Source organism: Paenibacillus sp. Y951, from assembly GCF_056786395.1.
Genome location: NZ_JBXCIY010000005.1, coordinates 256,318 through 281,203, shown reverse-complemented (window position 1 = coordinate 281,203; position 24,886 = coordinate 256,318). Strand labels below are relative to the sequence as shown.

Here is a 24,886-nt window from a genome sequence, read left to right as displayed (position 1 = left end):
TCGGCAGAGAAGGCGTGGTTTGGTCGTGAAAAACAGTGTTCAACGCTCTAATATAAAGTCATATAGCTTCTTATTCATTGGAATGATAATCATGACAATATTATTAAATGGTTGCAGTAATACGCCTGTTGCAGGTGGAGTGAACACCGAGCAAGGTAAAGCTGACGAGGTTACTTTAGTTATTGGAGCTTATTCTGTAGCGAAAGATGCGCTAGAGGAGCTGTTACCGTTATTTCAACAGCAATGGTTAGCTGAAACGGGTCAAAAGGTAATCTACCAACAATCGTACGAGGCATCTGGCACGCAAGCGAGAGCTATTATCGGTGGCTTCGATGCAGATATTGCGATCCTTGCGATGGAAGGCGATATCGATACGATTGAGGCAGCAGGACTTATTACGCATGATTGGCGCAATAATGATAGCAAAGGGATGGTATCTCGTTCAATTGTTGTGTTAGGCGCAAGAGCAGGTAATCCGCTTCATATTCAAGACTGGAACGATCTAACTAGATCGGATGTCCGTGTAATGTATCCGAACCCGAAAACATCAGGTGGCGCACAATGGGATATTAATGCGGTCTTTGGAGCGGGCTTGAAGCGATCTGAGCAGGAGTTAGGATATGCGGATGAGCAATATGCCAAAAACTTTTTGAAGCAAGTACATGCAAACGTCGAGTCTCTAGATAAGAGCGGACGCGCTTCTATGGCAGCCTTTGAGTACGGTGTCGGAGATGTTATCGTTACCTATGAGAATGAGTTGCGTGCGCGGATAAGTAAAGGGATTCCATACGAAATTATTATTCCAGAGCATACATTATTAATTGAGAATCCGATAGCAATCGTAGACAAACATGTTAACGAGCATCAAAATCGTGAAGTAGTGGAAGCCTTTTACAATTATATTTTGTCGGCAGAAGCACAGACGATTTTTGTAAAGCATGGCTTCAGAGCGGTGAATGAGCAAGTCGCCGCTGCTAGTGAAGATCAATTTGAGCAACCTACTGATCTATTTGATATTGATTATTTGGGTGGCTGGGATCATGTGCGTGAGGTGTTGTACTCTAAGCGTGGTATATGGTACCAAGTGCTTGCCGACCTTTAGAGGTGGGTTAAAAAGCGGAATTTGATAACGAAGTTTGACTGACGTAGCTTATTCGACATCGAAGATGAAGTGAACTTGGAAAGTACGGTTCGCATGTACCAAGTACGTACATTTGCGCTTCCGCCTTTCTCAAGTAACACTTCATCTTCTCGATTCTGAAATCCCGCTTTTTGAACCTTCATTGGAATAGGTAGGTTAAAAAGCGGGCTTTGATAACGAAGATTGGCTTCGTAGCGTACTCGACGTCGCATTTGAAACGAACTTGAAAAGTACGGTTCGCGTGTACGTAATCATGTACACTTGCGCTTCCGCCTTTCTCAAGTAACACTTCACCTGCTCGGTTCTGAAAGTCCGCTTTTTAACCTTCATTTTAATGAGGTAGGTTAAAAAGCGGGCTTTGATAACGATGATTGGCTTCGTAGCATATTCGACGTCGCATCTGAAGCGAACTTGGAAAGTACGGTTCGCGTGTACGTAATCATGTACACTTGCGCTTCCGCCTTTCTCAAGTAACGCTTCACCTTCTCGATTCTGAAATCCCGCTTTTTGAACCTTCATTGGAATAGGTAGGTTAAAAAGCGGGCTTTGATAACGAAGATTGACTGACGTAGCATATTCGACATCGCATCTGAAGCGAACTTGGAAAGTACGGTTCGCGTGTACGTAATCATGTACACTTGCGCTTCCGCCTTTCTCAAGTAACGCTTCACCTGCTCGGTTCTGAAAGTCCGCTTTTTAACCTTCATATTAATTAGGTAGGTTAAAAAGTGGGCTTTGATAACGAAGATTGACTGACGTAGCATATTCGACATCGAAGCTGAAGTGAACTTGGAAAGTTTAGCATAAGCTTCCGATGTATGTTTCTTGCAGAAACATTGTAGGATCGCATGTACCAAGTACATACATTTGCGCGTCTGCCTTTCTCAAGTGACGCTTCACCTGCTCGGTTTGCGAAAACCCGCTTTTTAACCTTGATTGAAAGTTTCGAGCATTTGCCCGCTGGTGTACTCGTACCGTACACGTTGCTGGTTTTTTTTTATCGCTCGTGATAACGATGAATGGCTTCGTAGCTTAGTTTGTGCTACATATATGGCTAACGAGCAGGTTTGCATGATGGCAATCTACTAGTTATGTTGAACTTGGATAGTTAGTCTTTAAATGAAAAAAGGGAAATTTATTAACCCCTCGAATCTTATAAAGCAATGCTTATGATTGGGAGGTGTAGTAGATGGGTAAGGCTGATGGGATGTATAATCAATTGGTAAATGAAATTCTTGAATTTGGAGATTGGGACAAAGACCATGACGTTAGAACGATTTGGTCGGATGGGACTCCAGCCTACACAAAAAGTTTGATTTCAAAGCAGTTAAAATATGATAATTATGAGGTCCCTATACTTACAACAAAAAGAGTACCATGGAAATCAGCAATACACGAACTACTATGGTTTTATGTGAAAAGAACAAGTGATTGCTCCTATCTGAACGAAAACAACGTAAAAATATGGAGAGAGTGGACAAATACCAATAATAATATAGGTAAAGCATATGGCTATCAGTTGGGTAAGCCGATCATGATCAACGGTAAAATCACTAACCAAGTGCATAATTTAATTGATCAACTAATGAATAATCCTACTTCAAGAAGGCATGTAATATCACTTTGGAATATTGATGATCTTGACCAAATGGAGCTTTATCCTTGTGTTTGGAATAACCAATGGCTTATAAAGCAAGGAGTTCTTCATTTAGTTGTCAATGGAAGGTCAAATGACATTGGTTTAGGAAACCCATTTAATGTATTTCAATATTACGTTTTACAGCGAATGATAGCTCAAGTTACCGGATACCAATTAGGAACACTTACGCTAAATATTAATGATGCTCATATTTATGAGAGACACATTGACCCATTGAAACAACAGATTCAACGAGATGCATATCCTGCACCTGAACTTTGGATCAATCCAGAAATAAAAAATATCGATGATTTTACTATTAATGATTTCGAGTTAATAAATTATCAATATCATCCATCAATAAAAATGGAGATTGCCATCTAATTCTTCAATGAGGTTTAACTAACGAGGAACGATAGTTGAATAATACACATTGATGAGTAGGTGCTTAGGTATCCTGCTCATTTTATTAAGCGAACGGGCAGGATATTTCAATACATGGTGAATTACATTAAAAGTAGCGATTAATTCAGTAAATGGGGGTGCAACTTTGAAAAAGTTTCGCGGTAAAAAAAAATACTTCAGAAAACTATGGTTATCTGTTGAAAATTATCAGGCACATGTCGACGAAGATTCTTGGTATGATTATTGGCATAGACATCTCGATTTCTTTGGTTTAGGAAATGACAGCTTGCAAGTAAGAAGAGCGCACATTAAAGCTCATATCACACTATATACAAGAATTTTAAAACAACTTGAGCAACTAAATAAGCCGTATCAAACATGGGTATGTATTCATGATGAAGATGCGGGAGCTGATGCAATCTACATTCACACACCTAACCCTAATTCGGACGATTTTCCAACGAACTTTGATTTTCTCAAATGGGATTGTAAGCTTCCGAATGCTTTTTCTGACCTTATAGATAAAACTCAATTCAATATTGGTTATTATGAATCAGAGTTGGAGTGTGTTTATTACATACAATCAAAACACCTCAAATCTCCAATATCAAACTAAAGATTATTGAGCTCCCTCGGTACGATGTAGTTTTCTCACGAATGCTCGCTTATTCGCAGGATTTCACCTGAAGATAAATCATAACTCGGATTAAATGGAACGGGTGCCGTCAAAATTGGTAACCGATGGGCATGCGGGAACAGAAGGGGCGAGTTTTCGCTCCTTTTTTGTTGATCTACTGCACGCTGCTCCACGCACCTCCGGAGGCTTTCACTCCCATTTCTCGACGGGTCTATGCCCTTTCATTCCTTCGTTACGCCTATCTAGAGGGTGGAGGCCGGTAATCCTAACGGTACGGGTCTATGCCCTTTTGTTCAATGCAATCCGGTACTCCGTGCAATCTTAAAATCCTGCGAATAAGCCAATTTTTGTGCTGATTGTGTAGCGATTAAGACACCTGCTTTATAGGAAGAGCTCGATCCGGTTCGTAAGCTTCACCACTACGAGCTAGGGCAACCAGAATGCGGGCCAGTTTACCGCAAAGCTTCATCACTGAACGCATGGGCTTCATACTTTTTGTCTTTACATTTACTTCGTGTTGTCGTTTAAATGTTTCATCGTTCATAATGAGAGCCATAGTTGCCATGAACAGGGCATGCCGAAGCCTTGGTCGGCCACGTTTGCTAATGGACATCTGACCTTTCCACTTGCCTGAGCTTGCTTCAGCTAGATTGAGACCGGCATGACGCAACAACGCATTGCCATGTGCATAGCCGCTGAGATCGCCAGCTTCACCTAGAATGCCGGCAACAGACAAGGTACTCATCCCCTTCATTGCGAGAAGAGGCTTAGCTAGTGGAATATGGGCTAGGACAGTCGCTACTTCTTCCTCAATGACCTGTAGCTGCTCCATAGCCAGATCATATTCTGCCAGAAGCTGTTGTATATGAAGTTTATAGGCTTTTTGGGCATGCTTTGCACCGACCGAGCGAGCTGCCAATGCTAGTAACTCACTAGCTCTGCGTTCACCGCTATGCCGTTTCATGACTGTTTTCCAGCCTTCGATTACCTGTTGAACAGTGAGTTTATTAAGATCAGCAGGCGTTGGAAAGAGACGCAATGTAGCGAGTGAGCCAGATCCAATGAGGTGCTTGTATACCTGCCTTAGCTCCGGAAATACAATATCGACCCAGCGATGAATCTGATTCTTAACGCTGACAAGTCGATGGACGATTGTCTCCCGGTTGGCCATAAGCACTCGTAGTTCTATGAACACTTTACTAGTTTCTTTAATGACAGTGTAGTAGCCGTTTTTCACCATGTCGGCGATAACCAAGGCATCCTTGATGTCACTTTTAGAGGGAGTATTGTCTCGGTTTTCCTTATTCTTTTTGACGAGATGGGGGTTTACTAGCACTGTCTCGTAGTTTCGGTCCTTGAGCCAGGCAGCGAGGCTGAGCCAGTAGTGGCCAGTTGGTTCCATACCGATGATGGTGTCGTTTAGATGATTGGCTTTTTGGATATCTTTCATCCACCGCAGCAATTGGCCAAAGCCAGCTTCGTCGTTAGAGAAGTGAAGCGGAGTACCGAGTGAGATGCCACGGAAATTGACAGCACGAGCAACATGAGATTGCTGAGCGATGTCGATTCCGACGACAAGGTGCTGGATAGAAATGCGTTCAAGTAGTTGATTTTGTTTGGTTTGGGCTTTAAAATTCAAGATAGAGCGACCTCCTTAAGATAGCTAAAGGGCAATGACCCGTGACTACCCTATCGTAACGGAGTCGCTCGTTTTATTGCAAAGTGTAAATTTAACGCTCTACAGGAATCCTAACGGAGAACGATAGCTCAATCGAAAAGTAGCCAGTACGACATGGTAAAATAAAACTGGATTTTAATCGATACGAAATTGACAACCTTTTAGGTGAAGGACTCGCTACCTGTCACATATCGCATCATTTCGAGATCCCGTCCGTGAACGCCGATAAGTTTGCAATGGAAATCACGCTCACATCGTTCACGACTCGGCGGATTTCATTAACTGATAATCGAGTCGCGTTTATAACTACCGCGACACATGCCTTAGCGCTTATTGATTATCAAACGCATCTCATGAGTATATACGGTAAAAACAGGGGATTTATGCCACTAGGAGCTATGAGGATACAGTTTGATTCAGTAGAGGTCTATCAAGACTTAACAGAGCTTTTATTATCAAAAAATTAACGAATAGAACGAAGCTAGCAAATACTTTCGAAATAATTGCTAGCTTTGTTCTATTTATAGTTGCTTTCTTAGGCAAAATAGCATACCATTATTTTAGAATCATTCTAAATTGAGAAAATACTAAATAAATAAGGTATACTTAAAGTTGTCTGTAGGAGGCGAAGGTATGAATATACAAGCTGAAGTTGAAAAAATTAAACACAGCTTAATGGAAAGTGGATATAAGCTAACTACACAGCGTGAAATAATAGTCCGTGTGCTTCTGGAAAATGAAGAAGATCATTTGAGTGCGGAAGATGTATATATGCTTGTCAAAGCGAAATTCCCTGAAATTGGTCTTGCGACGGTATATCGTACATTAGAATTGCTAGCAGAGCTGCAAATCGTAGCGAAAATGAACTTTGGTGATGGTGTTGCTAGATTCGATCTTCGTGGACAGGATCATGAGCATATGCATCATCATTTGATTTGTCATACATGCGGAGCATTAGAAGAGATCAAGGATGATTGGCTATTGGAGCTTGAACAACGTTTAGAGCTAGAGTACGGCTTTAAGGTTGTGGACCATCGTCTTGATTTTATCGGGAATTTCAAAGCTTGTGTAAATCCAAAATGTAAAAGTAATATTAAATAGTGTGTGCAGACATATAAAGCCGTAGACGCCTCGTTCAATAAGGAGGGGGTCAACGGCTTTTTTATGCTCACTTCATCATTTTATTCGTTGAAAATAAATTTTTCAATAACATGACAGACACCGTCATCATTGTTTGATCGTGTGACGTAGTCAGCTATTTCTTTGAGCATCGGAACGGCATTACCCATTGCAACGCCAAGTCCAGCAGCAAGTATCATCTCACGATCATTCCATGCATCGCCGATCGCAATCGTTTCGTCCATTGTGGCACCGATATGCTGCGCCAAAGCTTGAAGCGCATGACCCTTTGTACCTTCCTTGTGCATGAATTCTAAGTAATGTGCTTTAGATTTTGTAATGTGGAGCTGGTCACCTAGTAGCTCCTGTAAAATTACTGCGTGATGATCGAGAACGTCTGGTTCATCTATAATAAGCATTTTATGGTTAGGTTTATCAATCAGCTTTGCAAAATCAGGCTCAATTTCATAGGGGATATTAACTAGTTGAGAATAAGCTTGAATTCGCTCATTATCCTCAGTGCCGTATAATATATCGTCAACATATAATTGCAGATGCAAGTTATGCTCTTTGGCATATTGTAATAGTTGGCGTGCTGCGTCTACAGGAACACAACGTTCATATAACACTTGCTCATTAAGCAACGTTTTGACTAAGGCGCCTTGATAGGTGATAATTGGTACATTGAGTTGAATTTGATCGGCTATTTTGCGAGCTGATGAATACATGCGTCCTGTTGCTAATGTAACGGTTACGCCGGCTTGAATCGCTCGTTCAAGTGCAAGTTTAGTGGCTTCTGTAACGATAATATCATCGTTAAGTAAGGTGTCATCGATATCAATTGCAATTAATTTGTACATAGTTGTCAAAAAACTCCCTTCAGACTGCTGTTTATAGTACGAGTTCAAAAAGCAGGCTTTCATATTCGACGTCGAATAAGCTCCAGCGCGTTACTTCGTTATCAAAGTCTGCTTTTTGAACAACCTTTTATAGCTAGTATGATTGTATCGAAAACAATCTGGAACTACAAGGAGAAACATACATGGAATCAAATGAACAAAGAGTAAAGCGCTCAAATAAAGACTCAAGTAAATATGTTGCCGTTTTTGTTGTTATCGCATTAATAGCAGGTTTTTGGGGTGGACAAGCATGGACAAAGCGTCACTATTCGGTAATGTACGCTGACGATTTTAATTTGCTACAAGCCTCGTATAGTAAAATTCAAGAAAGCTATTTGTATGGCGCGGACAGCGGTGAGCTTATTGATGGAGCTATTGCCGGGATGGTAAGTTCATTAGGAGATCAATATTCACAGTACTTGGCCAATGAAGCGGGAGAAAGCTATGCTGATTCTTACAATAGTAACTTCTATGGAATAGGTGCTGAAGTGCAGCAAGAAGATGGGAAATATTTTATTAGTACATTAGTGAAAGATATGCCAGCTGAAAAAGTTGGCTTAAAGCCTGCAGATCAAATTGTAACGGTGGATCAGCAATCAATCGAAGGCAATACATTCAATGAACTACTTAGTAAAATTCGTGGTAAAAAAGGAACGAGTGTAGTCATTGGAATAAAGCGTGGAGCGACAGAGCAAATTACCGAATTCAATATAGAACGTGCTGAAATTCCAGTTCATACGGTTAGTTCGAAGCAACTGGATAATAATATTGGGATGATCACTATATCGCGGTTTACTGAAGAAACAGATGTGGAATTCAAAGAAGCATTAGCTAGTTTAATGAAGGATGGAGATATGAAAGGGTTAATTATTGACCTGCGTTCAAATCCTGGTGGGCTATTGATCCAAACAGTCGAGATCGCGAATCTACTTGTTCCTAACGGTGAAAAAATTCTTGATGTTGTATATAAAAATGATGAGAAGACGATAAAATTCGTATCTAAGCAAGTCAAACCCTTTAACATTCCGATTGCTGTCATTGTGAATGAATACTCCGCGAGTGCAAGTGAAGTACTTGCTGCAGCATTGAAGGAATCAGCTGATGCACATATTGTTGGGGTAACAACATATGGTAAAGGTGTTGTGCAAACCTATGAGCAATTCCGTTCAGGCTCAGTACTTGTGTTGACTGAAGCAGAGTGGAAAACACCGAGTGGAAGCGGTATTCATAAAATAGGTGTTGAACCAACAGATGTCGTGGAACTTCCTGAATATGTGAACTTGCATCCTATAAGTGCTGGAATAGAGCTTAAGCTTAATAGCTTTGGTGATGATGTAACTGCACTACAAAAATTGCTTCTAGCAGTAGGCTATGCTCCATCAGACAACGGATTATATGATGAAGCAACAATGCAAGCAGTGAAGCAATATGAGTCGGCCAAAGGAATAGATGTCAACGGAATCTATACAGATGAAGTAGGAACTTTACTAGTTGAAGATATTCGCAACTTACTGCAAGCGAATGACTCTCAATTACAAAAGGCAGAGGATTTGCTGAAAAAATAACGATGTAAATTTAATACATCTATTGCTAGTTCATGCAAGGTATGATAATATGATTTATATTGATATTAAGACCTTAGTCGCAGCCACAATTAGGCTTTAGTTAATTCAATTGCCGTAAATTGGGTTGTGACTTTTTGTGAATACAGGGACTTAGTAAATACTTATAAGGTGGTAACGACTTTGGAACAAGGTATCGTTAAATGGTTTAATGCAGAAAAAGGTTTTGGCTTCATTTCAGTTGAAGGTGGAAGCGATGTATTCGTTCACTTCAGCGCTATTGTAAGCGAAGGCTTCAAGTCTTTGGATGAAGGCGACCGTGTAGAATTCAATATTACACAAGGTAACCGTGGTCCTCAAGCTGAAAACGTAGTAAAACTTTAATTTTACTCGTTAGCTTGAAAAAGGTGTCTGATCTCATTCTTCGGAATGAATCAGGCACCTTTTTTTGTTTTACAGCAACTATAGCGACTCTATTACATAGTAGAGTTAAACAATAAGTTGACATTATCGCTGATAATCATTATCATCATAAGTATTGAGATTGATTATCAGTGTGGGTGGTGGGTTGCTTATGAAAATTAAGTATTGCAAGCGTAGCTTAGAACAAGGCTTGAAACCAGTGTACAAGAGTTTGAAGAAAAAATATCCTGAACTGAAGCAGAAGAAAACAGGCTGTCTCGGTCAATGTAAGTCTTGTCGATCTGGATGCTTTGTTATGATTAAATCGCAGCCCATCGTTGAGGCGACGCCTGATATGTTATATAAGCGGCTTAAAAAAATCGTAGGCTAGAGGGGTAGTTAAAAAAGTCCGACTGTGATCACGATGAGAATGCTGACGAAGCGTAGTCGGCAGCGAATATGCCCTCCATCGAAAGCCTGCGTGTGCTCACGTACATAAACCGTACGCTGTGCTACTCGTTTCCGCTGAAGGGCATCTTCTTGGTGCTGACAGCCGAACTTTTTTAACCTTCATTGGAATGGTAGTTAAAAAACACGACTGTGATTGCTGCAAGGGTGCTGGCTTTGCCAGCTACTTGCGTAGGCTCTCGATGAGTGGGCTACCTTCCACCCGATGTTTGCTTCGTAGTTGGTAAAAATTGATTTCTACACTTTGCTTATCTTCATTTTTATGTTAGAATTATTACAAATAAGAAATGCGAGGTGCACATTTTATGAATGATAGTTTAGCAAAAGCACTTAATGATCAAATGAACTTTGAATTTTATTCCGCTCATGTATATCTAGCTATGGCTGCACATTGCTCTGCAGATAATGTTGATGGCTTCGCAAACTTTTTCCTTGTGCAAGCGGAAGAGGAACGTTTTCACGGTATGAAAATTTATAAATTTTTGAATGATCGTGGACGTCGCGCAACGATTCAAGCATTGGGAGAACCGAATAATACTTATGCATCTGTACTTGAAGTATTTGAAGAAGGCTACAAACATGAGATGCAAAATACGAAACGTTTCTACGATCTGTCTGATATTGCAATGAATGATCGTGAGCATGCTACTATTAACTTCTTGAAATGGTTCATAGATGAACAAGTTGAAGAAGAAGCGTTATTTGATGGCATCATTACCAAATTAAAACGAATTGACCAGGATAGCAACGCATTCTATATGCTTGACGCGGAGTTTGCAACACGCTCTTTTGATCCTGCTGCGGAAGCTTAATCGGTTAACGACTTGAATATAAGACAAACCGTCATATTAGCAGACTATCTGCTAGTATGACGGTTTTATTTGTCTACATAGTTTATTTATGTAGACAAGCTAGGTTAATGGTTGCTCTAATTACAGGGTGAACAGTGATCCTCCATTAGGGAATATATGCGCTAGTCTTCTTATTTGCATTAAAATTAGTTACAATAGAGGAACACACAATTATTTATACAGATGATGATTGAGCTTTATTTGAAAACGAAAGCCGAGGGACAATACATGAAAGTCGTACTATCAACATTGAACGCAAAATTTATTCATACATCGCTTGCATTGCGCTGTCTAAAAGCATTCAGTGGTCATAAATTTGATATGGACATTGCAGAGTATACAATTAAAGACCCTGCAATGAATATCGTATCTGATATATTTGCAAGAAAGCCAGATGTCGTCGGGTTCTCCTGTTACATTTGGAATATTGAAGAAACGATTACTGTTGTTAATATGCTACGTAAAATACAGCCTGAATTGAAAATTATTATGGGTGGTCCTGAAGTAAGCTATGATACGGAGCAGTGGATGGAAAGATTGACGGATGTCGACTTTATCGTCATGGGTGAAGGTGAGGAGACGTTCGATCATCTATTAACTGAAATTGAAACAACACAGAAGTATCATATGGTATTTGGCATTGCGTATCGCAAACATTTGGCAGACGGGGTAGAGATTCGTATTAGTCCAGGTCGTCCGAAGCTTGATTTGAATACATTGCCATCTCCGTACCGATTCGAAGAAGATATTCCGCAATTAGGAAATCGAGTGGTCTATTTCGAGACAAGCCGTGGCTGTCCGTTCAGTTGTCAATTTTGTTTATCGAGTATCGAAGTTGGCGTACGTTATTTCGATATCGAGCGTACGAAGGCGGATATTATCTATCTTATCGATCAAGGTGCGAATTTGATTAAATTCGTCGATCGTACCTTTAATATTAAGCGAGACTATGCACTAGAGATGTTCCAATTCCTAATTGAAAATCATCGTGGTTGCGTCTTCCAATTTGAGATTACTGCGGATATTATGCGTCCAGAGGTACTAGATTATTTGGCTGAAAATGCTCCTCCAGGTGTGTTCCGCTTTGAGATTGGTGTTCAATCAACGAATGATGTAACCAATCTAGCGGTTCAACGTCGTCAGAACTGGAGTAAGCTTGTCCGCACAGTGACTAAAGTTAAAGAGTCAGGAACGATTGCTCAGCATTTGGATTTGATTGCGGGCTTACCACTTGAAAACTATGATACGTTCCGTGGCACATTTAACGATGTATTTGCACTGCGCCCTGAGGAGCTTCAGCTTGGTTTCTTGAAGATGCTACGTGGTACTGGCCTACGCAATGATGCAGACAAATGGGGTTACATCTACCAAGATCGTGCGCCGTATGAAATGCTCGGTAACGATCTTATGCCCTTTGCTGATATTGTTAGAATTAAGCGGGTAGAGGATGTTCTAGAGAAATACTGGAATGATCATCGGATGGATAGCACATTGCTTTATCTCGTTGATCATGTATTCAACTCACCGTTTGACTTCTTCCAAAGCTTCGGCGATTATTGGGAAGGACAAGGCTGGCAGAAAATTGGTCATCAGCTAGAGGATCTATTCTCGCGGTTATGGTCATATCTTGTTTATGCACAAGAGGCCCAGGGGCATCAACTTGATCTTCCAGTAATACAAGGCTTGATGAAGCTAGATTATTATAGAAACCATCGCTATAAGCCTCGTAAAGTATGGTGGGACTCGATTATGGAGAAATCAGAATGGTCAAGCTGGATGAAGAAGCTTGCTGATCAACCTGAACAAGTGAACGAGCAGTTTGCCGGCTATCGCTTCAATGAACGTGAATTGCAGAAGCATGTCGTTCTAGAGAAAGTTCCATTCAATATGTCACATTACCTGGAGACAGGTGAAGTGGTGGCTGAAGGGGAATCATTACTCATTGCAATGTATATCCAGGAGCAGGGTGAGAAGCATTCCACTGCTAATATATATAGTATGAATATTAGCCAAACTGTACAACAATAGAGAATGCCTACACTGACTGAAACAGTAATGATGCTAATGAATAGACTATAGCCTAGCGCTATAGTCTATTTTTGAGTTCCACTATCCTTTTACAGCTCCAGCAGTCATACCGTCGATAAAATATCTTTGGAAAGCAAAGAATAATGCAAGAATCGGAATAATAGAGAAAAATGATCCGGCGATTAGTAGATCATAGTTGTTTCCATAAGGCGTTAACAATGTTTTCAAGCCGATCGTTAACGTATATTTGGAACCATCACTTAGTACCATGAAAGGCCATAATAAATTGTTCCAGCTATTCATACCAAGTAGAATAGCCATCGCGGCAAATGAAGGCTTCATAACCGGAATGATAAGACGAAGGAATATACCGTACTCCGTAGCACCATCTATGCGCCCGGCGTCAATAATCTCTTTCGGAATACCTCTCAAATATTGACGAAAGAAGAATATGGTTGAAGCATTCGCGATGCCAGGCAATACGATTGCTGAGTAAGTGTTCATTAAACCAAGCTTAAAGGTTAGCGTATAAAGAGGTAATAGCAATATTTCAAATGGAACCATCATGATCATTAACACACAAATAAATAAGAAGTTTTTCGCTCTAAATTCGTATGCGGCAAAGCCGTAAGCAACTGCTGCACTAATAAATAGTGTAAGTACCACTTGTACAACAGTTAGTAAAATCGAGTTGCCAAACCAAGTGAAGTAGGAGTGGTTTCCGGTAAACAAATAAATATAGTTGTCAAAGCTCATCATAGAGAAGTCGAGATGAAGATTTAAGCCTTTTCTAATCAATTCTTGTCCAGGCTTAAAGGATGCGATCATTATCGCGTAGAAAGGTATTAGAATAATGGTTGCAATGATTGCAAAAAAGATAAAGAGACTTGTTTTTTTGAGCTTTTCATATTCCATCGCTAGTCTCCTTTCTTGAACATACCACTTAATGTTAATTGCGATAAATTAATAATCATCGTCACGGCAAGAAGCACGATACCTACAGCAGCTGCATAGCCAAGATCATTTTTCTCAATACCTTGACGATACAAATAACCTACAATAGTTAGACCGATATTTTTCGGAGAGTTGTTACCATTCCAGAGCATCAAGCTCTCTACGAACATCGCAAGACCAGCGTAGATGGAAATCGTAATAACGTATATTGACGTTGGCTTCAATAACGGAACCGTAATAAGCATAAACTTTTGAAATTTTGAGGCTCCATCAATTGAAGCGGCCTCATAATAGTCATCGCTAATATTATTAAGTCCAGCAAGGAAATATAGCATGTTAACCCCTGTCCATCTCCAAGCTGCTAGAGTTAATAAGGCGATAAAGCCAGTCGTTTGACCTTTAAGAAATTTCATAGGATCAATGTCGAACCAAGATAATATCGTGTTAATTAGCGAACTCTCCATTTCACCAAACATTAAACGGAAAATGGTACCTGCAACAACAACCGAAGTGAGTGCTGGAAAGAAGAACGAAGATTTGAAAAATCCTTTGAATGTCATATACTTACTATTAATGAGTACGGCTAGTATCATAGGTCCAGGAATTAGAACGATAAGTGTTAACAGCATATAAACAATGCTATTCATTACAGCCTTCCCGAAAATTTTATCACCCAATAATTTTTCGTAGTTGTTCATGCCTATCCAAGCTGCATCTTGGCCGAGCGTAACCTTTTGAAAGCTCATTCCAGCCGAACTAAGTAATGGATATAACCAAAAAATAAGGAAGACTAGCACGAAAGGGAGAATAAATACGTAAGGAGCTACTTTTTGTGAGTGTAATATTTTTTTCATAAATTAAACTCCTTGGCCTCTTAATATATTCAATAGATAGCTTTGATGGTAGAGATTGATATGAAAGAGCTATCTACAGTTACATATAGATAGCTCTTCGTATTTTTGAAGAATGACGATTGCGGTTAGTTGCTTAGCTGCTGCGTTATAAGCTCTTGAGCTTCATTCAACGCTTCAGTTACATCTCTACCATCCTCGAATATTTCATTAAGTGTAGTTGTTCCAAACATATTATTAATTGTTGGTGATGCTGATGTAGATTTGATCATTCTAATTTCATCTCTAATCGTATTCAAAACATCAAATGGACTATTAACAAAGTATTTAACAAACATATTTTCTGGATTGTGGGTTATATCTTTCATGTCCCATACGTCCATATTTACTGGATCGAAGCCGAGTGTATTCCAGATTTCGATATTAGCATCTAGAGATAGCTTTGCATAAGTTAGAAATTCTTTTGCAAGCTCAACATCTTTAGATGTTTTCGTAACAACAGTACCAGTACCACCGCCACCTACCGATCTAGGCATTCCTTGTTCGAGTACAGGAAGTGGTGCGATAGCAATTTTTCCTGCAAGATCAGGCATATAATTTGTAAAGCGTGACATCATCCATAATGGCATGAATGCACTAGTAAAATTACCTGCATTGTATTCTCCATATGCTTCTTCTGTATCCGGTTGACCGCCTGCAATGGTGGATATAACGTTGTTTTCAAGAAGATCCTGCATCATCTCGAATCCACGAATTAACTCAGAGGAATTAACTTGCGGTACGCCGTTATCATCCGTCAAATCACTGCCTTGCTGAGCAAGAAGTATACCAGCCTGCCAGTTAGCGCTCGTATCGGCAGTTCCAAGATATTTTCCGGTTTTTTCATACACCGTAATACCAGCTTTTTTGTAGTCTTCAAAAGTAACGATATCTTTGTAGTCGATACCAGCCTCTTCAAGAATTTCTGTGTTGTAGAAGGCAACGGTTGCACCAACGTGAGTTGGGATTCCATAATTTTTACCATCCTTGCTGTAGATGTTAATGCGCGACTCAACGATTGTATCGCGGTAAGGATCTATTACGTCGTTAAGCTCAACTAGATTAGGGGTACCGTTAAGGAAGTCAGGGAATTTACCTAACTCGATATCTGAAATATCAGGAGCTCCCGTTCCAGTTTGAAGTGCGATTAGGAGTTTGTTGTGCATATCATCATAAGGCATAACGGTAACGTTTAACTTAATTTGACGATCTGGGAATTCAGCATTCCATTTACTTAACATTTTCTCGAAATGTTGCCCGTGCAGCTCTACGAAAGTCCAGTAATCTAACGCTGTTGCATTTTCTCCGGCGCCACCATCAATAACAGATTTGTCACCTTGGGCAGCGTTGTTTCCACTTGAACAACCCCAAGCGAATAAAGACATTGATAAAATCAGACAAAGCGTAAGTAGTTTTTTCATGTGAAGCCCCCTATAAATTTTTTTAACTTGAAAGTAAAAACTAAGAAGAGAAAAATCGTATTAATATTTTCATTAATTGTTAGCTATAACATTAATGAAAACGCTTTAATGATAAAATATCATAATAGCATAATTTTGTAAACCACTTATTTTTAGTTTTAACTGGATAAAAGTAAATGTATTTTAGATAAACCATTTAAAAACTAAACGGTTAGATGGTTTTCGTAGAGCGTTTTCTTGAAAAATGTCTTCTTGCTAAATTGTAAATGTTTATGTAATGGATAAAGTGTAATGTTAACAATTCACCTTGAAAATAAATATATTCGGAAAAAGTTATAATATGCAATGATAGTCCCAGAAAGATAGAAAAGCCATTGAAGCGACTACTTTAGGTAGCAGCTTCAATGGCTTGGAAATTATCATTATATGAAAATGAAAAATATGTTTAACATATCTAGAGTTGAAATTAAATGCTAGGCACAACGCTGCGTAACACTGTCATATTACCGTTTAATGTATATTTTCCTAGTACAGCAGGCAATAGGAAGCATTGACCAGCTGAAATTGCTTGTTCTTGATTTCCCCAGCCAATTGTCCCGTTTCCGTCAGCAACAACAATAATTTCAAAGCTATCAGCAGATGTGGATAATGTAGTTTGATCTACAATTATACCTTTATCTACGACGAAGTAAGGAGAAGCAGCAATCGTTAGCCACTCTCCAGCTCGCATAGTCGTCGTATCCACGTAGGAAGCGCCTGCGCCTTCATATGCGATAACTGCTAATGAATCTTCAATATGTAGCTCTCGTAGCTGCCCATCAAGTCCAGGGCGATTATAATCATGCAAGCGGTATGTTGTATCGGAGTTTTGCTGGATTTCAGCGACAACGACCCCTGAACATAATGCATGTACGGTACCAGCAGGAATATAGAAGGCATCTCCTGTTTTAACGGATACTTCTTGCAAGCAACCCATAATATTGCCATCAGCAACCGCTTGTGCAAGTTGATCACGCGTGACATGCTCCTTTAATCCATATATAATCTTCGCATCAGGTTCTGCGGAAAGAATATACCACATTTCCGTTTTACCAAGCTCCCCAGCTGGTAATTGCTCATAATCATCGGTAGGATGGACCTGCACCGATAAATCGTCACGGCAATCTAGTAGTTTAATAAGAAGTGGGAAGCGTTCACTTTTACTTGATACACCATTTTTACCAAACCAAGCTGTACCGAATTGTTCGCGAATAACATCTAGCCCTGTACCAGCGAGTGCACCGTTAATGACCTTTGTAATGCCGTTGGGATGGTCGCTGATCATCCAGCCTTCGCCAATTGCCCCTTCAGGTGGCGTTAGACCAAACTTCTCTAAGCCACGTCCACCCCATATACGCTCCTTGAACTCGGGTTGGAACTGTAACGGGTACGGTGTAATATTACCTGGTTGGAATAATTCAAGAAACTCACCATCTGGACCATAGAAGAAGAAATATAATGAGCCATCAGGTAAAGTAATTAATTCTTTATCTTTCAGTGTAACTTCCGGTAATTGCTTCATACGTTCAAATTCCGCTTCAATATTGGTAACGGTAAATGCGATATGATGAACCTTTCCTTCAGCAGGCAGATTATCATTGAAGTTTTGAATAAGTTCGATTACCGTTTCATTGGAATTTGGATAACCAAGAAAAGCTAATGTAATTAAACCATTAGAGTGTGGCATCGTACGCAAATGCTTTAGACCTAGTACTTTTGTATAAAATTGAATAGATGTTTCAATATCTTGTACCATAAGACCAACATGCTCGATTTTTTGAATAGTCATATGTATGCTCCTTATCATTCAAATTTAATAAAGCCTATGATTTTTTTTCAATGCCGATCAGATAGGGGGCATTGGCGCGCTGCAGCTGTCGATATATAACACATTGTGCACGCTCCACGGGTAAAGCGCTTGCCCATTGCTGCACGGCATCAGCCTCTGTATCGCCGCCTGCATGACCAGGGTAGAGCATGCAAGTAACAATGCCACCAACTTTAAGTAACTGTAGTGACTGTTCAAGCGCCTCGATCGTTGAGTTAGGGATCGTTATAATACGCTCATCTCCACCAGGAAAGTATCCAAGATTGAACATGATTGCCCCTACCGTCCCTGCTTGTTCAACATATTGAGCCATATTAGCGTGACTATCGCAAATAAGCGAGACTGTAGCTAATGCTGTCTGATCTTTGTATTGCTGCAATCTTGTAGCTGTTTTGTCCAGCGCATCCTGTTGAATGTCGAACGCAAGCACAGTCCCTTTTGCACCGACAAGCTGAGCGAGTGCTAATGTATCTACGCCCCCGCCAGCCGTTGCATCGATAACGAAGCCGCCCGAGGTTACACGTTCAGCGATCCAGCGCTGAGCCATTGTTAGAGATGAGATAAAACCCATTTAGTTAACCCTCCACATTCCACAGCTTACCTTGCCAACTGTTGCGCACTTTAAGTTCGCGATCAATGCTATTCAGTACTACCCATTTATTCAAGCTCCACATCGGACCAATCAGTAAATCTCTTGGGGCATCACCTGTAAGGCGATGAACAGTCATTTCAGGCGGCAATATTTCGAGTGTATCGACAATTAGCTTTATATACTCATCCATTTCTAGAAATTTCAGTAGTCCTGCTTCATATTGCTTTACCATAGGCGTTTTTTTCATCAGATGCAGCAAATGGATCTTGATGCCTTGAACATCCATCTTCGCTACCTGTCTACCTGTTTCTAGCATCATTTCATGCGTTTCTCCTGGTAATCCGTAAATGATATGTGTACAGATCCGGATATTTCGTTCGCGTAAGCGGCGAACAGCGTCAAGATAACAGGCTGTATCATGTGCACGATTAATTAATGTGGAAGTCGATTCATGAACCGTTTGCAAGCCCATTTCCACCCATAGATAAGTACGCTCATTGAGCTCTGCCAAATAATCAATAACATCATCTGGTAAGCAATCGGGACGAGTGGCAATAGATAGCCCTACAACGCCTGGTTGATCAACGATCACTTCAAAGTATTCACGCAGCGTTTCTACCGGTGCATACGTATTTGTATACGCTTGGAAATATCCAATATATTTGGCATCAGGCCATTTCTGATGTTGTCGATCACGAATGGTATTGAATTGAGTAACTAGATCGTCACGTCTACGCCCAGCGAAATCACCTGATCCGCGTGCGCTGCAAAATGTACAGCCGCCTTTAGCGATAGAACCATCGCGGTTGGGACAAGTAAACCCTGCATCTAGCATCACTTTGAATACTTTAGAATCAAATTCATTGCGCATTTCATAATTCCAAGTATGAAAATTTTTATCTCCCCACAGCAAAGGCTGTTCTGAGGTGTTTTGTATATTAATCATCTTTACCCATCCTTTATCCTGCTTCATCATCAATTGTAACGAAAAATAAGCTGAAAAGCCATGCTTTCTATTGTATAACTTCTTAATTGTTCGGAAATGAGTAAGGCGTGGAAATGAAAGGATTGACTTGTTAAAAGTAACACCATATGTTATATTGAAAGTGTGAAGTATCAACAAAAAAACCTGACATTTACTTTTTGTAAACGGATTCAAATTTGCATAACTTTAGCTTCATTTTCATAATATATGATGAGGTGATTAGAGATGGATATGACAAAAATTCCACAGGGCGATGAAGTATTGACGGTTGAATTAACAGTTAAGGAGCTTATTGCTCTTACAGGAGTACGTTTTAACAATAACCAATCCTTGAAAGTTTCGGCGCACAAAAAATTAAACAGTGCATTACAGCAAACAATGAACAAAGAGGCTTCTAGCGAAAGTGAGCGCTATTGGTAAACGAGCTGCTCGATCGGCAAGTGATGGCTCTATTAGCGTAGTAACGTCGCTTATATAATTTAGCTAAAGACTGGTTGGAAGAGATTTTTCCATATCGGTCTTTTTTGTTGTTGAACTTTCTTTTTGCTGCACTTATCTGGTAATATGCACAATAAAACGGAAAGTTCTTTACAAGCAAGCATTTGTTAGGCACAATAATAGCTGATTATAATATGAACTTGAACATAATGAAGGAGATATAACAATGCGTCTAAGAGGGAGAAAAGGGATTCTTGAAAGCATAGAGTCACAAACTGACTTATGTGTGCTTGATGCTTCTCAATATAAAGGAAAATGGCATGAGTTTTTTGGTAACAATCATCCTATTTATGTGGAATTAGGGATGGGCAAAGGTCAATTTATTAGTCAAATGAGTGTGCGTAATCCTGAAATTAATTATATTGGTGTCGATATGTACGATGAACTTATTCGTCGTGCAAGCGAGAAGGGGCGTACAGCATGGGAGGAAAAAGGTGAAGAAACACCTCCTAATCTGGCATTGCTACGCGCTAATATCGAAAACATTGATGAAATGTTCGCAGATGGGGAGCTTGAACGTATTTATTTGAATTTCAGTGATCCGTGGCCGAAAAGCAAGCACGCTCGTCGTCGCTTAACTCATCCTCGATTTGTCGAAAAGTATATGGAGAAGCTTAATACTCGCGGTGAAATTCATTTCAAAACGGATTCGCAATCATTGTTCGATTTCTCATTGAATAGCTTTGCCGATATGGAATTAGTGATGCGTAATATTTCACTTAATCTTCATAAAGACGAGCCCCGTGAGGATCTTGTGTTCACCGAGTATGAAACGAAGTTTTATCATTTAGGTCAGCCGATTCATCGTGTCGAGGTTGTTATTGGTGAAGAAGTGTTGAAGGAACATCGCGAGCAGAAGAAAACGAAATATCGTATGTAGTTCTTATTGAACGTTGCAAAAAACCATTAGTGCCTTTTGATGCTAATGGTTTTTTGTGTTTTATGGAAAATAATGAAACTTTTGTTTTGGATATATCGTCTAATACTCAGAAATGGAGGCGTGAATATTGAATAGATTTTTATATTTTTGGGTATTAGTTATCTGTTCTTTAATTTTATTAGTAGGTTGTCAAAATCAAGGTGAGATTATTGGAGTTACCTCGCCATCAACAACGCAAACCGTAATGACTGATCTAATTGATGAACCTGCACCTAGTTTTTTTGAACCACAAGAAGAAATTGAACTGATTTATAAAAACGTAGAAGAAAGTGCAGGAGATTTCCCAGTAAGTATTAATCAATATAGGGCTAAAAAGATTTTAAACTCTTCAATTTTTGTGAAATCTACAATTTCGCTAGATGAAATTAGTGATTTTGTCATTTATACCAAAAGTGAAGAGGATACTGAACTTTATATAGGTATGCCTGTTGGGGTAGATAGGGTTGGATCAGAACCGACGAATGAGATGTATGAAATAGGAACTGCTGGTGAACTTGGATATTTGGATACAATTGAAATTATGAAGAGTAATCTCTTTGGAAATTTTCAAATTCAAGTGTTTTCTTCATGTGGAGCTAGTTGTGTGCATAATCTATGGTTTTTCTTCGACTATGCAGTTCCCGTCATTAATTTTCAATTGAATACGCACGCTCAAAAAATAGATCTGGATGAAGATGGGATAACTGAAATTATAGCTACGGAGTCAACAGTCGATGGTAACATGAGAATATACAAAAAGTTTGGAGAGCAAATCAAATACGTTGATTTAGATACAATTTTAGGTGAGGATTTGTCTTATACTGTGTACTACGATAATGTTAGCTACCAATTTATTTTCCAAACTGAAGATCAAACTATTGCTTATCAATACAAAAGACTTGAAGATATATTCGTACTTGTAAATGATACAGAATCATCACAATTGCCTCTATTTATTGGTGGTGTATTTGACGGTACTGAACAAGTGACTCTCGAAGTAAATGATACGTCGATCGAAGCGAGTTGGTTTCAAGATCCTTTAAGTGAATTCGGACTTTATTTTCCTGAATCGATTGAAACAGTAAGTTTTGAAGATGGATATGAATTTAGGCATAAAGAAAGCGGCTCACTTATTAATATTATCGACCAGGATAGGTCCAACTTACCTTATTTACGAAAAGAATCTGATCTAGAGAACTTCTCGGAGTATCTTGGAACGGAGTATTATGGAGACGACCGGAGTATACGCTACGACTACTATACGTATAAACATGATGAGGATCATCAAGCTATCGTTTCTGTACGTTATCTAACAAAGGATATTGAAACTGTTCGGCCTCTATTGCTTGCGGTAATCGCTAATATTCAATTTGCTCCTAAAGTAACAGATTGAACGTAATTGGCCTACTTACACTCTAATACGAGTAGGTTATTATGGTGTAATATATCAATGTAGTCAAATGTGAATACACAAAAAGCTGTTGATACTTGTCCTAACAAAAAGACGAAGCATTGACAGCTTTATTCATTTAATTATTTTGTTGAATTTCAGGAGGAACGTTAGCGATAGCTTTTTTGTTACATACCTGAAGTGCCTTGCCAGAAAAATTCAACGGCATAAGCAGTGAGCGTCCCGATCACGCCACCTGCTGCAATATCTGAAGGATAATGCAATCCAAGGTACATCCGTGACCATGCAACGGAGCAAGCAACGATCAGTGCTAGCGGGACAACAAAGGATGGTAGCAACGACGCATTTAACACAATGGGAATAATTAGTGCGAATATGGCAGTTGTATGTCCAGATGGGAATGATGGATCTTCTAACGGTTTTAATCCGATGTTAACACCTGGTAAGGATTGATATGGTCGTAAGCGTCTAAATTTGCGTTTTAAAATGGCAACGGGAATATGGCTAATCGCCAAAGTAGTTAAACATTTCCAACCAATTAAAGCAACTTCTCCTTTAGCATAAATTGCCAATAGAAAAGAAAAACAAATGGTGAAAGTAGCTCCACCGAGATGAGTTATTATACTCATCCAATTATGCATAAAGCGAAATACCATGCGGTGTGATAGTCTTCTGTTGGCCCATATTAACAATCGTTCCTCATGGATTCTCAACCAACTAATCCATTTTTCCATGCAATACATCCTTCCAATATATAACTCTTCACAGCATATGTTGTGATGAAATTCTTTTTTTACATGTATACTATACCATTTTAGTTTTAAGTATGGGTAATAGAAACTTTTAATTATGGTAAACCTAACAAATAGTATGAATAATCTCTTTTCCAAAAGCAAAAAACATGAAAATGGGATGTTTTCGTAGCTTTGTGAAGCAAAAATGAAGAGTGATCACGATGCAAACGTTTTTATAGCCTAATGTGGCTATTATAGACCTTTTTTTCATTTTGACAAGAGTGATCGTTAGACTGCACAATCAGAAGGTTAATAAAGTTTTCGTAAAGAATTACTTAAACATTTTTACACAGAGAGAAAGATGTATTAAAGGGGGCGATACAACATGGTTATGACAGTAGCATTTCTTGTGATTCAGATTCTACTGGCTATCATTGCGGTATACCAATTTACGTTATCGATGTTTGGCTTCAAGAAAAATAAAAGTAGGCCTAGACAGAAACCGCAAAAATCATTCGCTGTTCTTGTAGCAGCGCATAACGAAGAAAAAGTAGTAGGGGCGTTAATTGAAAATTTGAAAGCAATGGATTATCCAGCTGAGTTGTTTGACATTTTTGTCATTTGCGACAATTGTACGGATAGTACAGCTGATATTGTACGCGAACATGGTGTAAATGCTTGTGAACGTACAAATCACGAGCAACGTGGTAAAGGATTCGCGATTGAATGGATGTTGAAAGAACTATGGGCTAAGCCTCGTCAATATGATGGAGTTGTCATGTTTGATGCTGATAATCTAGTTAACCACGACTTCTTAACTTTAATGAATGATGATCTATGTGCGGATTACAAAGTTATCCAAGGGTATTTGGACACTAAAAACCCTGAAGATTCATGGGTTACAGCAGCTTATGCGATTACGTATTGGTATTGTAATCGTCTATGGCAGTTATCGCGTACAAACTTGCAAATGAGTAATTTCTTAGGCGGTACAGGGATGTGCTTCGATACCAACTTGTTGAAAGAAATGGGTTGGGGTGCAACGAGTTTAGTTGAGGATTTAGAATTCTCTATGCGTTGTGTAAAGCGTAACGTATATCCTGTCTTGAACTATGATGCAAAAGTATACGATGAAAAGCCGGTTACTTTTAAGGCTTCAGCTCGTCAACGTTTACGTTGGATGCAAGGTCATTTCAACGTAGCTAAAAATTACTTTTTCCCGCTTTTGTGGGCAGGTATAAAAGAACGTAATCTTACAAAAATTGATGCTGCTGTATATTCGATCTCCGTATACAATACACTTATTGGATTCTTATTAACGGTTGTATTGTGGATTGATTTGATTATTCCGGCTGACAATGTTATTTTCTCAATCTATAGCGCGATGCCGATTTGGTTTGTTACGATTATTATTATAGCGGGAGTATTACCATTCCCAGCAGCAATGATGATGGAAAAAGTGAAGTCGTGGAAAATGTTCGCTCATCTAATCACATTACCATTCTTCTTAATTTCTTGGTTCCCAATTACATTCTATGCGTTCTTTACACAGAACAACAAAGTATGGAGCCATACAGAGCATACACGTGTTGTACGCATCGAAGAGGTTAGAGGGAAATAAATTAAGCTATCTTTCGTAGTTGTCGGTAAATGTTTGACATGCGATTTGTAGTGTGATATATTATTTGAGGAACATTAATTGAATACATTGCACAAGTAGAGGCACCCGCTTCTCACCTGTTCGGTTAAAACTGACTGGTAGCGATGAACGAATGCAGAATAATCG

Annotated in this window: 25 protein-coding genes and 1 pseudogene; 13 read left to right on the top strand and 13 right to left on the bottom strand. The window is 39.4% G+C overall.

The annotated features are described in order from the left end of the window. Positions 1–91 precede the first annotated feature (91 nt). Positions 92–1,102 (top strand): sulfate ABC transporter substrate-binding protein, encoded by a 1,011-nt coding sequence (locus tag AC1TPB_RS09820; RefSeq protein ID WP_482076300.1) that lies wholly within the window; start codon positions 92–94, stop codon positions 1,100–1,102. Here AC1TPB_RS09820 and AC1TPB_RS09815 read toward each other — a convergent pair. Genes AC1TPB_RS09815 through AC1TPB_RS09805 form a run of 3 tightly spaced genes read right to left on the bottom strand, consistent with a single transcriptional unit; the run spans position 1,099 to position 1,848 of the window. Continuing rightward, the gene (locus AC1TPB_RS09815) at positions 1,099–1,284 is read right to left on the bottom strand and encodes a hypothetical protein (protein ID WP_482076299.1); all 186 of its coding nucleotides are present in this window, start codon (positions 1,282–1,284) and stop codon (positions 1,099–1,101) included. The genes AC1TPB_RS09820 and AC1TPB_RS09815 overlap by 4 nt on opposite strands. Before the next feature lie 13 nt (positions 1,285–1,297). Next, positions 1,298–1,660, bottom strand: coding sequence for a hypothetical protein (locus tag AC1TPB_RS09810; protein WP_482076298.1), 363 nt, complete (start codon positions 1,658–1,660; stop codon positions 1,298–1,300). Beyond that, on the bottom strand, positions 1,657–1,848 hold the full coding sequence (locus AC1TPB_RS09805) for a hypothetical protein (RefSeq protein ID WP_482076297.1): 192 nt from the start codon (positions 1,846–1,848) through the stop codon (positions 1,657–1,659). Before AC1TPB_RS09805 ends, AC1TPB_RS09810 begins: the two co-directional genes overlap by 4 nt. A 482-nt stretch (positions 1,849–2,330) precedes the next feature. Here AC1TPB_RS09805 and thyA point away from each other — a divergent pair, with 482 nt between their 5' ends. Together thyA and AC1TPB_RS09795 are read left to right on the top strand one after the other, a co-directional pair. Beyond that, positions 2,331–3,164, top strand: coding sequence for a thymidylate synthase (gene thyA / locus AC1TPB_RS09800; protein ID WP_482076296.1), 834 nt, complete (start codon positions 2,331–2,333; stop codon positions 3,162–3,164). Positions 3,165–3,330: 166 nt separating this feature from the next. Continuing rightward, positions 3,331–3,801 (top strand): hypothetical protein, encoded by a 471-nt coding sequence (locus tag AC1TPB_RS09795; protein ID WP_482076295.1) that lies wholly within the window; start codon positions 3,331–3,333, stop codon positions 3,799–3,801. 388 nt (positions 3,802–4,189) lie between these two features. Here AC1TPB_RS09795 and AC1TPB_RS09790 read toward each other — a convergent pair whose 3' ends face one another. Then, a complete protein-coding gene (locus AC1TPB_RS09790) occupies positions 4,190–5,461 on the bottom strand; it encodes an IS110 family RNA-guided transposase (RefSeq protein WP_482076294.1) in 1,272 nt (423 codons plus the stop codon). Positions 5,462–6,133: 672 nt separating this feature from the next. Between AC1TPB_RS09790 and fur the strand changes: the two genes are divergently transcribed. Beyond that, positions 6,134–6,601: a ferric iron uptake transcriptional regulator gene (gene fur / locus AC1TPB_RS09785; protein WP_482061641.1), complete on the top strand. Its 468-nt coding sequence runs from the start codon at positions 6,134–6,136 to the stop codon at positions 6,599–6,601. 80 nt (positions 6,602–6,681) lie between these two features. Here the strand turns inward: fur and AC1TPB_RS09780 are convergent, their stop codons facing one another. After that, the gene (locus AC1TPB_RS09780) at positions 6,682–7,479 is read right to left on the bottom strand and encodes a Cof-type HAD-IIB family hydrolase (protein WP_482076293.1); all 798 of its coding nucleotides are present in this window, start codon (positions 7,477–7,479) and stop codon (positions 6,682–6,684) included. Between the two features lie 182 nt (positions 7,480–7,661). On the opposite strand from AC1TPB_RS09780, the gene AC1TPB_RS09775 reads away from it, so the two are divergent. The 5 genes from AC1TPB_RS09775 (at position 7,662) to AC1TPB_RS09755 (ending at position 12,829) form a co-directional block, all read left to right on the top strand. Next, on the top strand, positions 7,662–9,083 hold the full coding sequence (locus AC1TPB_RS09775; RefSeq protein WP_482076292.1) for a S41 family peptidase: 1,422 nt from the start codon (positions 7,662–7,664) through the stop codon (positions 9,081–9,083). 180 nt (positions 9,084–9,263) lie between these two features. Then, positions 9,264–9,464, top strand: a complete 201-nt coding sequence (locus tag AC1TPB_RS09770; RefSeq protein ID WP_482061638.1) for a cold-shock protein — start codon at positions 9,264–9,266, stop codon at positions 9,462–9,464. A gap of 190 nt (positions 9,465–9,654) precedes the next feature. After that, on the top strand, positions 9,655–9,873 hold the full coding sequence (locus tag AC1TPB_RS09765) for a DUF1450 domain-containing protein (RefSeq protein WP_482076291.1): 219 nt from the start codon (positions 9,655–9,657) through the stop codon (positions 9,871–9,873). A gap of 382 nt (positions 9,874–10,255) precedes the next feature. Further along, entirely contained in the window at positions 10,256–10,762 is a 507-nt protein-coding gene (locus AC1TPB_RS09760) for a ferritin (RefSeq protein ID WP_482061636.1), read from the top strand. Positions 10,763–11,029: 267 nt separating this feature from the next. Continuing rightward, positions 11,030–12,829 carry a B12-binding domain-containing radical SAM protein gene (locus AC1TPB_RS09755; protein WP_482076369.1) on the top strand — a complete coding sequence of 600 codons (1,800 nt, stop codon included), beginning with the start codon at positions 11,030–11,032 and terminating at the stop codon, positions 12,827–12,829. Positions 12,830–12,910: 81 nt separating this feature from the next. Here the strand turns inward: AC1TPB_RS09755 and AC1TPB_RS09750 are convergent, their stop codons facing one another. The 7 genes and pseudogenes from AC1TPB_RS09750 to mnmL form a co-directional block, all read right to left on the bottom strand. Next, positions 12,911–13,744 (bottom strand): carbohydrate ABC transporter permease, encoded by an 834-nt coding sequence (locus AC1TPB_RS09750; protein WP_482076290.1) that lies wholly within the window; start codon positions 13,742–13,744, stop codon positions 12,911–12,913. 2 nt (positions 13,745–13,746) lie between these two features. Further along, complete coding sequence (locus AC1TPB_RS09745) at positions 13,747–14,637, bottom strand: carbohydrate ABC transporter permease (RefSeq protein WP_482076289.1); 891 nt, start codon at positions 14,635–14,637, stop codon at positions 13,747–13,749. Positions 14,638–14,762: 125 nt separating this feature from the next. Then, a complete protein-coding gene (locus tag AC1TPB_RS09740; RefSeq protein WP_482076288.1) occupies positions 14,763–16,094 on the bottom strand; it encodes an ABC transporter substrate-binding protein in 1,332 nt (443 codons plus the stop codon). A gap of 466 nt (positions 16,095–16,560) precedes the next feature. Then, the gene (locus AC1TPB_RS09735; RefSeq protein WP_482076368.1) at positions 16,561–17,532 is read right to left on the bottom strand and encodes a type I phosphomannose isomerase catalytic subunit; all 972 of its coding nucleotides are present in this window, start codon (positions 17,530–17,532) and stop codon (positions 16,561–16,563) included. A gap of 27 nt (positions 17,533–17,559) precedes the next feature. Continuing rightward, positions 17,560–17,922 (bottom strand): annotated as a pseudogene (locus AC1TPB_RS09730) (VOC family protein); the annotation flags it as partial. Between the two features lie 34 nt (positions 17,923–17,956). Next, positions 17,957–18,532, bottom strand: a complete 576-nt coding sequence (gene mnmM / locus AC1TPB_RS09725; RefSeq protein WP_482076287.1) for a tRNA 5-(aminomethyl)-2-thiouridylate-methyltransferase MnmM — start codon at positions 18,530–18,532, stop codon at positions 17,957–17,959. Positions 18,533–18,536: 4 nt separating this feature from the next. Beyond that, a complete protein-coding gene (gene mnmL, locus AC1TPB_RS09720; protein ID WP_482076286.1) occupies positions 18,537–19,499 on the bottom strand; it encodes a tRNA modification radical SAM protein MnmL/YtqA in 963 nt (320 codons plus the stop codon). A 264-nt stretch (positions 19,500–19,763) separates the two neighbouring features. On the opposite strand from mnmL, the gene AC1TPB_RS09715 reads away from it, so the two are divergent. The 3 genes from AC1TPB_RS09715 to AC1TPB_RS09705 all read left to right on the top strand — a co-directional run bounded on the left by AC1TPB_RS09715 (position 19,764) and on the right by AC1TPB_RS09705 (position 22,348). Beyond that, entirely contained in the window at positions 19,764–19,958 is a 195-nt protein-coding gene (locus AC1TPB_RS09715; protein ID WP_482076285.1) for a hypothetical protein, read from the top strand. Between the two features lie 244 nt (positions 19,959–20,202). Further along, complete coding sequence (trmB, locus tag AC1TPB_RS09710; protein ID WP_482076284.1) at positions 20,203–20,916, top strand: tRNA (guanosine(46)-N7)-methyltransferase TrmB; 714 nt, start codon at positions 20,203–20,205, stop codon at positions 20,914–20,916. Between the two features lie 127 nt (positions 20,917–21,043). Then, positions 21,044–22,348, top strand: a complete 1,305-nt coding sequence (locus AC1TPB_RS09705) for a hypothetical protein (protein ID WP_482076283.1) — start codon at positions 21,044–21,046, stop codon at positions 22,346–22,348. Between the two features lie 185 nt (positions 22,349–22,533). Here the strand turns inward: AC1TPB_RS09705 and AC1TPB_RS09700 are convergent, their stop codons facing one another. Beyond that, positions 22,534–23,100 (bottom strand): phosphatase PAP2 family protein, encoded by a 567-nt coding sequence (locus tag AC1TPB_RS09700; protein ID WP_482076282.1) that lies wholly within the window; start codon positions 23,098–23,100, stop codon positions 22,534–22,536. A gap of 391 nt (positions 23,101–23,491) precedes the next feature. On the opposite strand from AC1TPB_RS09700, the gene AC1TPB_RS09695 reads away from it, so the two are divergent. Then, positions 23,492–24,721, top strand: a complete 1,230-nt coding sequence (locus AC1TPB_RS09695; RefSeq protein WP_482076367.1) for a glycosyltransferase family 2 protein — start codon at positions 23,492–23,494, stop codon at positions 24,719–24,721. The last annotated feature ends 165 nt before the right edge of the window (positions 24,722–24,886 follow it).

Coding starts and splice junctions, on each gene's coding strand:
- AC1TPB_RS09820 (WP_482076300.1), top strand. CDS start 92: ATGACAATATTATTAAATGGTTGCAGTAATACGCCTGTTGCAGGTGGA.
- AC1TPB_RS09815 (WP_482076299.1), bottom strand. CDS start 1,284: ATGAAGGTTCAAAAAGCGGGATTTCAGAATCGAGAAGATGAAGTGTTA.
- AC1TPB_RS09810 (WP_482076298.1), bottom strand. CDS start 1,660: ATGAAGGTTCAAAAAGCGGGATTTCAGAATCGAGAAGGTGAAGCGTTA.
- AC1TPB_RS09805 (WP_482076297.1), bottom strand. CDS start 1,848: ATGAAGGTTAAAAAGCGGACTTTCAGAACCGAGCAGGTGAAGCGTTAC.
- thyA (WP_482076296.1), top strand. CDS start 2,331: ATGGGTAAGGCTGATGGGATGTATAATCAATTGGTAAATGAAATTCTT.
- fur (WP_482061641.1), top strand. CDS start 6,134: ATGAATATACAAGCTGAAGTTGAAAAAATTAAACACAGCTTAATGGAA.
- AC1TPB_RS09780 (WP_482076293.1), bottom strand. CDS start 7,479: ATGTACAAATTAATTGCAATTGATATCGATGACACCTTACTTAACGAT.
- AC1TPB_RS09775 (WP_482076292.1), top strand. CDS start 7,662: ATGGAATCAAATGAACAAAGAGTAAAGCGCTCAAATAAAGACTCAAGT.
- AC1TPB_RS09765 (WP_482076291.1), top strand. CDS start 9,655: ATGAAAATTAAGTATTGCAAGCGTAGCTTAGAACAAGGCTTGAAACCA.
- AC1TPB_RS09760 (WP_482061636.1), top strand. CDS start 10,256: ATGAATGATAGTTTAGCAAAAGCACTTAATGATCAAATGAACTTTGAA.
- AC1TPB_RS09755 (WP_482076369.1), top strand. CDS start 11,030: ATGAAAGTCGTACTATCAACATTGAACGCAAAATTTATTCATACATCG.
- AC1TPB_RS09750 (WP_482076290.1), bottom strand. CDS start 13,744: ATGGAATATGAAAAGCTCAAAAAAACAAGTCTCTTTATCTTTTTTGCA.
- AC1TPB_RS09745 (WP_482076289.1), bottom strand. CDS start 14,637: ATGAAAAAAATATTACACTCACAAAAAGTAGCTCCTTACGTATTTATT.
- AC1TPB_RS09740 (WP_482076288.1), bottom strand. CDS start 16,094: ATGAAAAAACTACTTACGCTTTGTCTGATTTTATCAATGTCTTTATTC.
- mnmM (WP_482076287.1), bottom strand. CDS start 18,532: ATGGGTTTTATCTCATCTCTAACAATGGCTCAGCGCTGGATCGCTGAA.
- mnmL (WP_482076286.1), bottom strand. CDS start 19,499: ATGATTAATATACAAAACACCTCAGAACAGCCTTTGCTGTGGGGAGAT.
- AC1TPB_RS09715 (WP_482076285.1), top strand. CDS start 19,764: ATGGATATGACAAAAATTCCACAGGGCGATGAAGTATTGACGGTTGAA.
- trmB (WP_482076284.1), top strand. CDS start 20,203: ATGCGTCTAAGAGGGAGAAAAGGGATTCTTGAAAGCATAGAGTCACAA.
- AC1TPB_RS09700 (WP_482076282.1), bottom strand. CDS start 23,100: ATGGAAAAATGGATTAGTTGGTTGAGAATCCATGAGGAACGATTGTTA.
- AC1TPB_RS09695 (WP_482076367.1), top strand. CDS start 23,492: ATGACAGTAGCATTTCTTGTGATTCAGATTCTACTGGCTATCATTGCG.